Genomic DNA, 13,549 nt, shown 5'->3' on the forward strand with positions numbered 1-13,549 from the left:
AATATTTATGCCGTTCGTATATGAGGGGTATAGATTATAAATATTATATAGAGATTTAGGGGAGGATCACACGATGGCAAAGTACACAAAAGAAGATATTTTCCGCAAAGTTCAAGAAGAGAATGTAAAGTATATTCGTCTTCAGTTCACTGACATTTTAGGAACAATTAAAAACGTTGAAATTCCAGTAAGTCAATTAGAAAAAGCGTTAGACAACAAAATGATGTTTGACGGTTCTTCTATTGAAGGGTTTGTACGTATTGAAGAATCAGATATGTACCTATTCCCGGATATTGATACATTTGTTATTTTCCCTTGGACATCTGAAAAAGGTAAAGTAGCACGTTTTATTTGTGACATCTACAATGCAGATAGAACTCCGTTTGATGGCGATCCACGTAATAACTTAAAACGTGTGTTAAAAGAGATGGAAGAGTTAGGATTTACTGATTTTAACCTTGGACCTGAGCCAGAGTTCTTCTTATTCAAATTAGACGAAAAAGGCGAACCTACATTAGAATTAAATGATAAAGGTGGCTACTTCGACTTAGCGCCAACTGACCTTGGTGAAAACTGCCGTCGTGACATCGTATTAGAGCTTGAAGAAATGGGCTTTGAAATTGAAGCATCTCACCATGAGGTAGCTCCTGGACAACACGAGATTGACTTCAAATATGCTGCTGCATTAAAAGCTTGTGATGATATCCAAACGTTCAAACTTGTTGTAAAAACAATTGCACGTAAACATGGCTTACATGCTACATTTATGCCAAAACCATTATTTGGTGTGAATGGTTCAGGTATGCACTGTAACGTTTCATTATTTAAAGATGGTCAAAACGCATTTTATGATGAAAACGGTAATCTAGAGCTAAGTGATACTGCTCGTCAATTTATCGCAGGTATCATCAAGCACGCACACAGCTTTACAGCAGTAACAAATCCTACTGTAAACTCTTATAAGCGTCTAGTGCCTGGATATGAGGCTCCTTGTTACGTTGCATGGTCTGCTCGCAACCGTAGCCCATTAATCCGTATCCCAGCTTCTCGCGGCGTAGGAACTCGTGTTGAGGTACGTAGCGTAGACCCAGCTGCTAACCCATATTTAGCAATGGCTGTTCTATTAAAAGCTGGTTTAGATGGAATCAAGAACAACCTTGAAGCTCCAAAACCTATCGATCGTAATATCTATGTAATGACAAAAGAAGAGCGTATTGAAGAAGGTATCGTAGATTTACCTGCAACATTAGCTCAAGCTTTAGATAGCTTCCAATCAAACGAAGTTATGGTTTCTGCATTAGGTGAACACTTAGCAGAGCACTTCGTTGAAGCGAAAGAAATCGAATGGGATATGTTCCGTACACAAGTTCATCCTTGGGAACGTGACCAATACATGAGCCAATATTAATTCCTAAAAGTCCGAGAGATCGTTTATACGTTCTCTCGGACTTTTTTTGTTTTTCAAAATGAATAACATTGCGCATATTAAATATCGAACTAAGCTGTTCATAAAACAAGTATAGCTGCCTGTCGTACAATTTACAGGAGGCTTTTTTATGGTTTTGTTAGATACAGGAAAGAATTTGGTTATAAGAATTAAAAAGGATAAGCTTTTTGTCTCATTGAATCTATATGTAAAAGTAGTGTATAACAGATAGAGAGATTGTTTATGTGTTCACTCTGCACTTCAGTATAACTTCAAAGAATTTTCAGCCAGTCGTAGTATCATTAGAAAATACTGTTGGAGAGGAATGGAATGAAAATGCAAGAAGGAAATTTTTTTAAAGGTTTAGTAATAGGCATATTAATAAGCATTCCAATTTGGATTATTCTCATTGTTATAGGCGTTCTGCTTTTTAAATAGGCCTGTTCTCATAATAGAATAGACAAAACTTTCCTTTTAGTGTATACTTCAAATGAAAATGATAATTATTATCATTTAATCAACGAATCAACACTCTGCATATAGCTGTCACTCCTTGAGAGCTATCCCTATTTAATATTCTGTCTACAACGCAGAATAAACCGCTGCCTTTGAGTAGCGGTTCTTTTTTTAGTAATTTTCTACTTAGTAGGCTAGTATACGTAGCACTTTTTGCCCCTATACATATGTTAACAATAAGGAGGGACAAGTAATATGAAAAAAATCTATCTAGATGCAGGACATGGTGGGGCAGATGCAGGAGCAGTTGGAGCGAACGGACTGTATGAAAAAAACTTAGTTTTAAAAATTCAACAATATTTAATAAGCTATTTAAATAGCACCTACAGTGACTTTACGATTAAAACCACTCGTACCACAGATACTTTTTTATCGTTATCTCAGCGCGCTTCTCAAGCTAATTCGTGGGGAGCAGATGTATTTATGTCTATTCACGTAAATGCCGGGGGAGGAACAGGATATGAAGATTATGTTTATAGAAGCGCTAGCAATGCCAGTAAAACGTTTCAATCAATTGTCCACGGCCAAGTACAGCCAACGCTGCTGTCGTATAATCATCCGAATCGCGGTCGAAAATCAGCCAATTATGCGGTGCTTCGCTTAACAAATATGCCCGCAGTACTAACTGAAATAGCCTTTATTGATAACCGCACCGATGCAGCACTTCTCCAAAACGAAGCTTTTTTAAAAAGCATGGGTGAATCGTATGCAAAAGGAATTGCCGTATATTTAAATTTACCTCGTCGTGCAGTTCCAAACCCCAATCCAACACCAACTCCGAATCCATCACCTTCTGAACCAGGTACAAAAACGTATACGATCAAGCAAGGAGATACGCTTTACAGTATTGCACAGAAGTACAACATAACAGTACAAGCGCTTCAAGAAGCGAATACAGGGCTTTCTGATCCTTTAACACTACAGGTTGGAAAAACAATTGTTATTCCTTCAGGGACTTCACCAAACCCATCTCCAACACCGTCACCAACTCCACCTTCGGAACAATATCCACTTCCAAATGGAATTTTAAAACAAGGTGATTCTGGAGAAGCCGTGAAACAGCTTCAAAAAGCATTAAACGCGGTGAATTTTAAAGTAGGTTCAGTAGACGGAATATATGGAGTTCAAACGAAAGATGCAGTCAGACGTTTTCAGCTTGTGTATCTTCCTTATGATGTGGATGGCATTTATGGTCCTCAAACGAAAAACAAGCTAGCAGCCGTTTTAAAAGCAAAAAGTTAAAGCAAAAAGGTCTTCTGTAAGCGGGCAGAAGACCTTTTGTTTTTCTGTTAAAAGCGCCTTAAGCACTATTTTATGGTTTGCGTAAAATAATGCTTTACAAACCATTTGTACGGGAGTATATTATCTAAGAACAAAGGATAGTTATGAAAGAAACATGTTATCGATCATACCCTTTAACCGAAAATTATATTGACCTGTTATCGCTTAATTCGTCAGAAGTGGGGGACCCAAATTTGTGCATTGTCACTTGGGGTGAATCCTTTTTTAAAGGTAGGGCTACTCTCATAGCCCGAATCCGACAGCTAACCCCATAAGCGTTTTGGAGAGGAGGTTTAAGCTGTGTAAAAACGCTGAGAACCCTTAGTGTTTTTTTTGTGCGCTTTTTTAACATAAAAAGGTATTTTTTGGGAGTAATATCACTTATTCGTGAACTTGTAACTGAGCTTAGCAATGAACAGTAAATAGTAGCTAAGCAATCATCGGAGGGAAATTACGTGAACTATTCAGTTCTCAAACGATTATTGATTGGAAAGCCGCTTAAAACAAAAGAGTTAGGCGATCAAAAGCTTAGTAAGCTTAAAGCACTGGCTATTTTATCATCAGATGCCTTATCTTCAGTGGCTTATGGAACAGAACAAATTTTGATTGTACTTGCAACAGTCGGCGTTCTTGCCTATTGGTATTCGATTCCAATTGCGCTTGGGGTATTGGTTCTGCTGACGGCTTTAATTCTTTCGTATCGTCAAATTATTTATGCGTATCCGCAAGGCGGAGGAGCTTATATTGTTTCGAAAACCAATTTAGGAGAAAATCCTGGGCTTATAGCTGGAGGATCACTGTTGGTGGATTACATTTTAACAGTTGCTGTGAGCGTTTCAGCAGGAACGGATGCCTTAACTTCGGCTTTTCCAACGCTGCATCATTACAATGTAGTAATTGCGTGTTTGCTGGTGATTTTTATTACCGTCTTAAATTTACGTGGTGTAACAGAATCCGCTTCTGTATTAGCTTATCCGGTTTATTTATTTGTTATTGCTCTTATTTTGTTAATAGCGGTAGGCTTGTTTAAAATAGCGACAGGTCAAGTTTCACCTGAGCTTCATCCCTCTCTCGGTACAGTGGTGCCAGGTATTAGTTTGTTTTTATTATTAAAAGCTTTTTCGTCAGGCTGTTCAGCATTAACAGGTGTAGAAGCTATTTCAAATGCAGTGCCTAACTTTAAAGAGCCAGGTGCAAAAAATGCTGTTCATACATTAATGCTGATGGGCGGTATTTTAGCCGTTTTATTTTCTGGCATCACGTTTTTAGCTTATTGGCTTGGCATTTCTCCAAAAGCAGATGAAACGGTTGTATCACAAATTGCATCGAGTGTGTTTGGACGAAATGGATTTTATTATTTTATTCAAGGCACAACAGCTCTAATTCTAGTGCTAGCGGCGAATACGGGCTTTTCAGCTTTCCCTTTGCTGGCTGTCAACTTATCGTCTGATAAATACATGCCAAGAATGTTTCAAATTCGTGGCGATCGACTAGGCTATTCAAATGGAATTGTGACCCTTGGAATTGCTTCTATTGTCTTAATTGTAGCTTTTAAAGGAGCGACTGAACAATTAATTCCTCTTTATGCAGTCGGGGTGTTTATTCCATTTACGCTTTCTCAAACAGGCATGATTGTCAAATGGCTTAGAGAAAAGCCGGCCGGCTGGCAAGGGAAGCTAACCATTAACTTAATTGGTGCCCTCATTACCTTAACTGTGCTAATTATTTTGTTTACAACGAAGTTTTCACAAGTATGGTCCGTGCTCATTTTCTTACCGGTTATTGTCTATATTTTTCATCGCATTCATACGCATTATGAAGCGGTAGGAGAGCAGCTTCGCATTAAGCAAGGAGAAAAGATTGGAAAGCTTGAAGGAAGTGTGGTTATTGTTCCTGTAGCAGGAATGACAAAGGTAGTAGAAAATTCATTAAATTATGCAAGAACGATTGGCGATACCGTTATTGCAGTACATGTAGCCTTTGATCGAGAAAGCGAAAAGAGAATGGAAGAGAAGTGGGAGAAGTGGCAGCCTGATATTCGTATTGTTACGTTTCATTCTCAATACCGCAGCTTAGTGCGGCCGCTGTTTCGATTCATCGATATGGCTGAGGAAAAAGCCCGGGAAAATAATATGGCTATTACGGTCGTTATTCCGCAATTCATTACGAAAAAAAGCTGGCAAAATATCCTTCACAATCAGTCCAGTCTGCTGTTAAAAGCACATTTGCTTTACCGTAAAAATGTAATTGTTACAACTGTACCGTACCGTTTTAAAAAATAATGAAACATGACTAAAAACCTCCAACTTGTATGTTGGAGGTTTTTAATTTTTAAATTCACATACACTAACCGTAATCGAATCTCATCAAAGGCGCAAACGGAGGGATTGTATGAGTGAATTAATTAAATTGTTGCGAAAGGGAAATAAATCGGCCATCATGGCCGCTGTAGTTAATACCATTATCTCTATCATTAAAGGAATTGCTTTCGCTTTAACAGGGAATGTAGCAATGTTTGCTGAAACGATGCACAGCTTAGGAGATGCAGCTAATCAGTTTTTTGTCTTTATAGGTTCGGCATTAAGTAAAAAAGCCCCGACCAAAAGATTTCCAAATGGTTTCGGCCGATTGGTTAATCTCGTTCTATTAGGAGCGGTTCTTGTAGTAGGGATTATGGCGTTTGAAACGATTAAAGAAGGATATCACCACATTCTTCATCCCACGAAGTCTTCAGGCTTTATTTTAAATATTGCAGTACTTGGCATCTCGGTGTTACTTGAGATGTTTGTCCTATTTAAGGCGATGAAAGAAATTTTGCACGATGTCGGAATGAATACCGCAGAGGTCAATGTTTTTACGCAAAGCTTTGTTCATTTAAAGAAAGCAAAGCCAGCAACCAAGCTGGTCTTTATGGAAGATCTGGTAGCTACTGGAGGAGGCGTATTGGCGTTAATAGCCGTTTTCATTTCACGGTTTACACCTTTTCACCAAGCTGAAGGAATTGCTTCTATTTTAATTGGGCTTATGATGTTTTTTGTAGTAGGACGAGTATTTTTAGATAATGCTGCTGGAGCGCTTGGTGAAGCAGATAAAGAAATGGAAATAAAAATTGGCGCGATTGTCATGCAAGATGTACAAGTGCGTGATATTCAAACATTAATGGTGATGAAAGAAGGAGAAGAGCTTCACGTTGAATTAAAAGTAGAAATTGATCCTTCTTTAACAGTGGCAGAAGCTGATGATATTAAAGATCGTCTGGAAAATCGTATTTTACAGGAAAAAGGAGTAACGGATGTCATTATTGAATTTGATGAAGATGATGGAATTCCGGACTGGGCGCCAAGTGATTTACAGCTTCAAAAAGAATAAGAACAAGGAAGAAAACAACTGTTTTCTTCCTTGTTTTTTTAGCTATATACTTTTTCACGTACGTTTGGAGAATCTGTTGAAGCTTTCGAGAAGTTAATGGTTTCACGTACAACGTAAATAGGTCTATTTTTACTTTCATCGTAAATTCTTGCGATGTATTGTCCGACTAGACCTAAACCAAGTAGCTGAATACCGCTAAAGAAGGTGATAGCTACCATAATAGAAGTCCAGCCAGGCTGAATGTTTTTACCTATCAGCCAAACAACAATCGAATAACTTAAAACTAAAAGTGATACAAAAACCGATAATAAGCCAATAACCATTACTAAACGCAAAGGCTTCGTTGAAAACCCAATAATTCCATCTGAAGCAAACTTGATCATCTTTTTTAAAGGATATTTTGTTTCACCAGCAAAACGTTCATCGCGCTCATATTCTACATATGTTTGCCTGAAGCCAATCCAAGACATCATTCCTCGTACAAAACGATTACGTTCAGTCATTTTTTTGAATACATCCGCTACTTTTCGGTCGATAATACGAAAATCTCCCGTGTCTTTAGGGATTTCGATATCGGACATATAATTTAAAAAGCGATAAAAATACTTAGCCGTGGCTAATTTAAAAAAGGTCTCTCCGCTTCGTTTCTTGCGCTTTGCATATACAATTTCATAGCCTTGCTGCCATTTAGCAATTAATTCGGGAATCATTTCTGGCGGATCTTGTAAGTCCGCATCAATAATAACGATAGCATCACCTTGAGCATAATCAATGCCTGCTGTTACGGCAGTTTGGTGCCCGAAATTACGAGCGAAATCAATAACTTTTACGTTAGAATCCATAGCCGCTACGTCCTTCAAGATTTCAATTGTTCGGTCGGTGCTGCCGTCATTGACGAAAATGAATTCATAGTTAATGTGGTTTTTATGCATGACGGAAAGCAAGCGATTGTAGCATTCATTAGCTACTTCTTCTTCAAAATACATAGGTACCACGATTGAAATTAGTTCTTTCATGCTTTACCTCCTATCGAGTGATTGTTTGTGTGCTTAAACGTCCATAATTTATTAAGGAAAAAATTGATAAACATTCCTATACAAGTAGACAACAGTTGTCCGATTATTGGATTAGCAGGTGTATAGTGTACAAGAAGGAATAAGCAGCTTGTATTAATTGCTAAAGTAATAAGGTTTACGATAAAAAATTGAGCTAACATCCATTTGTGTACGGTTGCTTGAAACACCCACGATTTGTTCCAATAGTAGCTGTTTATGACGCCAATAAAATAAGATAGTACGTTAGCCAATATATAGTTCATATCAAAATGAATGAGTGCTAAATAACTGATAATAGTGAGCAGGGTATTCATTATACCTACAAATCCGAATTTCAGGAATTTTATCACGGTTGCATAATCCCTTCCATTTAATTTATCTCTTTACATTTTGTCTTGGGCTCATTTTTAGTAAATCGTACTATTAAATAGGATAGAATCACTGAAATACCAAACCCTTCGAGCAGCATAAAGCTTGGAAAAATAAAGAATCGATAGCGAGTTTGAATTTCAATAAGCAAGTGAATAAGAACGTATCCTATGATTAGTAATAAAAACAGTGTATACGGATATTTATCCTGCTTCTTCAGGAATAAACATATAAGTCCAATAATGGAAAGAATAGTAGTTGAAACATAAATAATTCTTTCATAACTTTGAGCAGCACTAATTAATTTCTCTTTATTAAAAGGTACATCTTCTTGAGGAGTTAATGAAATGCTCCAAAATGTAGATGCATCCGTTCCTCCCCACATATTTAGGAATTTAATGTGAAAGAGATCTAAAAGCTGCTCTTTATCTGCTACCCGCTCTTTAATTACCTCTTTTTCTGCTTCAGCTCGTTTTTCTCCAATTGGCATACCCATAAAACGACTAGCATCCTCTGAAGAATAAGAACCGCTTGTTTCGTAATTAAAGCCAATGACGAATTTCCATAAAGGATCTCTGTTACTTAAAGGATATTTAGAAATACCGCTGGCTACAAAAGAATAGTTGATTAGCGCATTTGCAATAAAAAAAGTAGCCAGTATGCCTACGAGGTTTTTTCCTATTTTCTTTCGACGAGCTTTTAATTCAGCAGCATCCTTCGTTTTAATGTAAGGTTGAAGAATTTGCAAGATGAAATAAATGAAAACAGCAACGATAATAATAGGTCCTAGAGGGCGCATTAAATTTCCTAACGACAATAGAAGGCCAATATAAAGCCAGCTAAACTTGTTATGAGCAAATCTTTTTATAATAAGGTAAAAAGCTGCATAAAATAAAAAAGTAGCTAAATGCTGGTTAGTTAACACTGAGCTATAGAGAATGTTCGGAATGTAGAACGCATATAGAAAAGCTGCCATTCTCCCAGCAAGTTCGTTAAATACTTTTGCGCCAATTAAATAAATAAAAATAACGGTTCCAGTGGAATAAAAAATATTTAACAATTTTAATAAAAAAATATTATCTCCAAAACAGCGAATAATAACAGATTCATAGAATGAAAAGCCTAGCTGATATACCCATGTAGTAAAATAAACGCTTTGGTTAAATTCGTAATTTCCTTTTGCGATATTACGCGCGGCATCTAACATGACAAGAAAGTCAGATTTTACAGGCGTTTGAACAGAAAGCATCCATGCTAGTCGAATACCTAACGTCAAAACAATCAGTGAAATAAAAAAAACAGTTTTGTTCATGTATCTACTTGCAATTGCTATTAGAAAAATGACAAGGAAAGTGAAAAATATTCCTTCAATAATAAATGAATTACTTAAAGCCAAGCCTTTTAATTCCAATGAATTTGTCATCGCACTGTAACTGCCCAATAGAGACCATGTGAGAATAATGACACATAAAAAGATCAGGCTTTTGGATAAAAATGAGTTAAGCATATTACCTCCTGCAAATTATTTCAAAGATAAGGTACAAAATTCCTACCCTATGATACCATATTTTATTATTTTGTATATATTTTTCTTATAGAGTATAATATTAGATTGTTCTGAAATTACAACAGCAGCATAACATTTGATAAAAGGGTAAGCGGAGTAGGCAGTGATTTAGTAATAGATAAAAGAGGTTGGGAAAAAAGGATTTTAGTCGAAGTGAAAAACGAACCATTGATCATCATGTTTGATTAGTGGTTCGTTTTTTTATGGTGAACGTAGGTTTCATTTGTTTAGTTCCTTCCGGCAGTTGATTGGAGGGCAAGACGAAGACTCCTGCGGGAAAAGCGGAACAGGTGAGACCCCGCAGGAGCGTAAGCGACCAGGAGGCTCATCGGCCGCCCGCGGAAAGCGAAGTCTTGCACGGAAATCAACAGAGGTGTAACAAGCAATCCCTACTAGCTTATTTATTCCATTTGTTCCCCTATAGATTCGCTTGATTTAGTTATGTCTCAATCTCTTCTTTTTTATCATGTGTTTTCTGATGCGAACAGCTTTTATGTTTTAAACCGATCTTTTAATAAATTCCATAGGGAACTCACTCCGAGACTAATGCTGATCAGAATTCCTGATAGAGCTACTATTAAAGCGATATATTCAAAGATAGAAAACTGCTTCATACTATCCCAATTGATATTTCCCTTTAGTTTGCTAATAACTAAATTCATTCCGTAAATACCGGAAAGAACCGTGTAAATCGTTAAAATTAATAATAAGTAATTGTGACGCTTAGCTGCGATTTTCTCTTGATTTTGGTACAAAGTACCAAGAGTTTCTTTGACTTCTTGATAAAGAGAATTGATATGGAAGATTTTTTTAAAGAGCTCAGAAAACTCTTGACCTTCTGTGCGAGAGCTAATTTCTAAAAATAAATATTTACCTGAGAACACGGTAATAGAGCGGATTAGTCGTTCAATGCCCTCTGAATTTTTATGAAACGTGAGCTGAGAATACTCATAAGATAGTTTTAGCAACACGATTTTATAGAAAAAATGTAAAAATAAATTATAGTAATGCTGGCCAAATAGATGATTCATCAAAAGCTGATCCGTTTTAGAGTCTGTCGATTTAGAAATACATGAAAACACATGGTCTGTTATGACGTAATATGTTTCAGGAGCCCATCTGGAATACACGTGTTTAGTATTATACGTTTTAATATACTCATGATTGTGTGCAGAAATAAACGCTTTCCCGTCAGGCATATAGCTATTTAGCTGTCCAGTACGAAATAAAGTTGTGGAATTAATCTCTTGCTCTTGATTTACCGTTACATAACTTAACACAAACATCCGTTCATCGATAAAATAAGGAAGGCTCCCCACATGCTGTTCACGTGTGGCTTCTTTCTTGATGTGTTCGTTCAAAAATGGCGCGAGCTGTGAAAAAATATAATCTTGTACTTTGCTATAGCGATGGTGTTCATAGGTAATGGTGGATCCATGCTCTTCAGCAAGCTTCGGTTCTAATACACGAAAATGATTCATGAACTCTAAAATATCATCATAGGTGTAATGATTATGGCTCATCTCAGTGCGAATGGTCATGACACCAATTTCAAAAGGACATAAAAAAACATCCACAGACAGCACGTTGCTAGACACGGTGGTGGAGGAAGTGTGTAACGTAATGGCATGGTCTATTTTTTTTGAAAATCGAAGCAACCCTTCTTTTTCGCACGAGTCAGGGAATAGAATGCATTCAATGTAAGGAAGAAAATATTGATCCAGGCTATCATGAGATACGTAATATTGTTCTCCGTAGTATTCTTTTTCTAAATGTTTGTTTTGAATGGAGAAAAACTCGAACAAATTTGCTTTCAGCGCATGAACAAGCTGCTCTTTATTTTTTCGGTCAAAGGAAAAAGGAAAAAGAAACATGTTCATTGCTTTGGTAGGTACAATGGTTTGAAATGGTTCTGTTTTCCTTGGTGTATTGGTCATAAACTACATCCTTCTTATGGTCGGTTGTATTTCCTTGTAAGAGTCGAGGAAATGCAGGTAGAAAGTAAAAGGTAAAACAAGCTTTATAAAAACCGTTCTACCTGCCTGCAATGATTCAACGTATCATTTATAATATGCCAATTTTTTTAGAAAACAAACGTAAAAAAACCAACTAACATCATCATTAGTTGGTTTTACATACAGTGTCTGATTAGTGAATCGTGCGATATACACCAGTTACTTTTCCTAAAATCGTTACGTGGCGAAGAATAATAGGCGCCATCGTTGAATTTTCAGGCTGTAAACGAACGAAATTTTCTTCTTTAAAGAAACGTTTTACCGTTGCTTCGTTGTCTTCGGTCATAGCGACCACAATATCTCCATTATTAGCTGTTTGCTGCTGACGTACGATTACCATATCGCCATCTAGAATACCTGCTTCAATCATACTTTCTCCCATAATTTCAAGCATAAATACATGATCATCTGGAGAAACGAATTTATCTGGAAGAGGGAAATATTCTTCCACATTTTCAACGGCTGTTATAGGCAGACCCGCTGTTACTTTACCGATAACAGGAACATTAATGACATTGCTTTTAGGGATGTTTACTTCGTCTAGTTGAAGAACTTCGATTGCTCTTGGTTTTGTCGGATCTCTGCGAATTAACCCTTTGCTTTCTAAACGAGCTAAATGCCCGTGTACAGTGGAGCTAGAGGCTAATCCTACCGCTTCCCCAATCTCACGAACAGAAGGCGGATAACCTTTTAATTTTACTTCATGCTTAATAAAATCTAGTATGTCTTGTTGACGTTTTGATAGCTTCATATTTTTCACCTCGATTTTAGCTATTCTTTAGGTGAATTATACCACGTGATGTGTCAATATACAAACATAAGTTCGAAGAATTCCATTGACAGAAACAAATGTTCTCAATAAAATAAGAACATATATTCTGACAGGGGGATCATAATATGCAACAATTCTTACATTCTATGAAACATTACGCTATTTTTTTTGCAGTTATCGCTGCACTTACATATGTATTGACGCTGGTTTTAGGAGCGGATAAAGTAGATTTAGACAAATATTCAACGGTTACTATTACAAAAGGAGATACGCTTTGGGAATTGTCCAACAAGTATCATAATCACCATCATTTGACCACCAATGAATTTGTCAAATGGGTTGAAGACGTCAATGATTTAAACTCAGACACTGCCCAGTCTTTATCTCCTGGAGATAAATTATATATTCCTGTTTTAAAAAAAGAGTTACATAATCAAGTGGCAATTGAACAGTAGTGTGTAACGGCCGTTCCTGAATATTGTTAGAAGCCGAAAAGGTCGTGATAAAAGTGGATGCCATTATTTATTGCCGTGTCAGTACGGATAAAAAAACCCAAGAAACATCTTTACAGCGCCAGCAAGAAGAATTAAAAAAGCTTGCTGCTCTTCACCATCTAGACGTAAAAAAAGTCGTAATGGAAAAAGCAAGCGGATATGAAGTAGACAGAGAGGGTATTTTGGATGTTCTTCATACAATGAAAGAAGAAAAAATATCTGTGTTGCTTATTCAAGATGAAACACGATTAGGCAGAGGAAATGCTCGAATTGCGCTGCTTCATGCTTTTCATAAAGAAAATGCTACCATCTATACGATTAGTCATCAAGGCCAGCTTCAGCTTTCAGAATCTGATTCAATGGTGTTAGATATTATTAGCTTAGTGGAAGAGCATCAGCGGAAATTACATAATGCTAAAATTAAAAGAGGAATGAAAAGAGCTGTAGAAAACGGTTATCGTCCGCAGCAAAATTTAAAAAATCAAGGAGTTAACTCGGGAAGAGAAAAAAAAGAAGCGCCAATTGAAGAAATTGTCCGTCTTCGTCATAACGGCTTAACCTTTGCTGAAATTTCAGTTACGCTAAAAGGTTTTGGCTATAATATTTCAAAAGCGACGGTACATCGCCGCTATCAAGAATACCAAGAGAATGCTCAATCTCTTGATAAAACGAAAGAGATTTAGTA

The 13,549-nt window shown here is 36.8% G+C and carries 12 protein-coding genes and 1 riboswitch; of the genes, 7 read left to right on the forward strand and 5 right to left on the reverse strand.

Annotated elements, in window-relative coordinates; translation table 11 throughout:
• Nucleotides 1-73 precede the first annotated feature (73 nt).
• The 4 genes from glnA to AC1DEF_RS04050 all read left to right on the forward strand — a co-directional run bounded on the left by glnA (nt 74) and on the right by AC1DEF_RS04050 (nt 6,592).
• Nucleotides 74-1,408: a type I glutamate--ammonia ligase gene (gene glnA / locus AC1DEF_RS04035; RefSeq protein WP_013058785.1), complete on the forward strand. Its 1,335-nt coding sequence runs from the start codon at nt 74-76 to the stop codon at nt 1,406-1,408.
• Between the two features lie 729 nt (nt 1,409-2,137).
• Entirely contained in the window at nt 2,138-3,184 is a 1,047-nt protein-coding gene (locus tag AC1DEF_RS04040; protein WP_043976565.1) for an N-acetylmuramoyl-L-alanine amidase, read from the forward strand.
• Nucleotides 3,185-3,375: 191 nt separating this feature from the next.
• Nucleotides 3,376-3,516, forward strand: a riboswitch (cyclic di-AMP (ydaO/yuaA leader).
• Nucleotides 3,517-3,678: 162 nt separating this feature from the next.
• On the forward strand, nt 3,679-5,505 hold the full coding sequence (locus AC1DEF_RS04045) for an APC family permease (RefSeq protein ID WP_013084729.1): 1,827 nt from the start codon (nt 3,679-3,681) through the stop codon (nt 5,503-5,505).
• A 109-nt stretch (nt 5,506-5,614) separates the two neighbouring features.
• Nucleotides 5,615-6,592, forward strand: a complete 978-nt coding sequence (locus tag AC1DEF_RS04050; RefSeq protein WP_043976567.1) for a cation diffusion facilitator family transporter — start codon at nt 5,615-5,617, stop codon at nt 6,590-6,592.
• Between the two features lie 38 nt (nt 6,593-6,630).
• Here the strand turns inward: AC1DEF_RS04050 and AC1DEF_RS04055 are convergent, their stop codons facing one another.
• Genes AC1DEF_RS04055 through AC1DEF_RS04065 form a run of 3 tightly spaced genes read right to left on the reverse strand, consistent with a single transcriptional unit; the run spans nt 6,631 to nt 9,523 of the window.
• Nucleotides 6,631-7,608 (reverse strand): glycosyltransferase family 2 protein, encoded by a 978-nt coding sequence (locus AC1DEF_RS04055; RefSeq protein WP_013084727.1) that lies wholly within the window; start codon nt 7,606-7,608, stop codon nt 6,631-6,633.
• Complete coding sequence (locus AC1DEF_RS04060) at nt 7,605-7,997, reverse strand: GtrA family protein (protein WP_097824481.1); 393 nt, start codon at nt 7,995-7,997, stop codon at nt 7,605-7,607. The genes AC1DEF_RS04055 and AC1DEF_RS04060 overlap by 4 nt, the downstream gene beginning before the upstream one ends.
• 20 nt (nt 7,998-8,017) lie before the next feature.
• Nucleotides 8,018-9,523, reverse strand: a complete 1,506-nt coding sequence (locus AC1DEF_RS04065) for an ArnT family glycosyltransferase (protein WP_097824480.1) — start codon at nt 9,521-9,523, stop codon at nt 8,018-8,020.
• Between the two features lie 304 nt (nt 9,524-9,827).
• Between AC1DEF_RS04065 and AC1DEF_RS04070 the strand changes: the two genes are divergently transcribed.
• Nucleotides 9,828-9,962 (forward strand): hypothetical protein, encoded by a 135-nt coding sequence (locus AC1DEF_RS04070; RefSeq protein WP_477727301.1) that lies wholly within the window; start codon nt 9,828-9,830, stop codon nt 9,960-9,962.
• A gap of 112 nt (nt 9,963-10,074) precedes the next feature.
• Here AC1DEF_RS04070 and AC1DEF_RS04075 read toward each other — a convergent pair whose 3' ends face one another.
• Nucleotides 10,075-11,520: a magnesium transporter CorA family protein gene (locus AC1DEF_RS04075; protein ID WP_097824479.1), complete on the reverse strand. Its 1,446-nt coding sequence runs from the start codon at nt 11,518-11,520 to the stop codon at nt 10,075-10,077.
• A 211-nt stretch (nt 11,521-11,731) separates the two neighbouring features.
• The gene (lexA, locus tag AC1DEF_RS04080; RefSeq protein ID WP_013058778.1) at nt 11,732-12,349 is read right to left on the reverse strand and encodes a transcriptional repressor LexA; all 618 of its coding nucleotides are present in this window, start codon (nt 12,347-12,349) and stop codon (nt 11,732-11,734) included.
• 146 nt (nt 12,350-12,495) lie between these two features.
• Between lexA and yneA the strand changes: the two genes are divergently transcribed.
• Both yneA and AC1DEF_RS04090 read left to right on the forward strand, forming a co-directional pair.
• Nucleotides 12,496-12,825: a cell division suppressor protein YneA gene (gene yneA / locus AC1DEF_RS04085; RefSeq protein ID WP_013084723.1), complete on the forward strand. Its 330-nt coding sequence runs from the start codon at nt 12,496-12,498 to the stop codon at nt 12,823-12,825.
• 53 nt (nt 12,826-12,878) lie between these two features.
• The gene (locus AC1DEF_RS04090) at nt 12,879-13,547 is read left to right on the forward strand and encodes a YneB family resolvase-like protein (protein ID WP_043976570.1); all 669 of its coding nucleotides are present in this window, start codon (nt 12,879-12,881) and stop codon (nt 13,545-13,547) included.
• Nucleotides 13,548-13,549: the final 2 nt, after the last annotated feature.

It is taken from the genome of Priestia sp. 10L35, from assembly GCF_056395685.1.

Coding starts and splice junctions, on each gene's coding strand:
- lexA (WP_013058778.1), bottom strand. CDS start 12,349: ATGAAGCTATCAAAACGTCAACAAGACATACTAGATTTTATTAAGCAT.
- glnA (WP_013058785.1), top strand. CDS start 74: ATGGCAAAGTACACAAAAGAAGATATTTTCCGCAAAGTTCAAGAAGAG.
- AC1DEF_RS04040 (WP_043976565.1), top strand. CDS start 2,138: ATGAAAAAAATCTATCTAGATGCAGGACATGGTGGGGCAGATGCAGGA.
- AC1DEF_RS04055 (WP_013084727.1), bottom strand. CDS start 7,608: ATGAAAGAACTAATTTCAATCGTGGTACCTATGTATTTTGAAGAAGAA.
- AC1DEF_RS04050 (WP_043976567.1), top strand. CDS start 5,615: ATGAGTGAATTAATTAAATTGTTGCGAAAGGGAAATAAATCGGCCATC.
- AC1DEF_RS04075 (WP_097824479.1), bottom strand. CDS start 11,520: ATGACCAATACACCAAGGAAAACAGAACCATTTCAAACCATTGTACCT.
- yneA (WP_013084723.1), top strand. CDS start 12,496: ATGCAACAATTCTTACATTCTATGAAACATTACGCTATTTTTTTTGCA.
- AC1DEF_RS04065 (WP_097824480.1), bottom strand. CDS start 9,523: ATGCTTAACTCATTTTTATCCAAAAGCCTGATCTTTTTATGTGTCATT.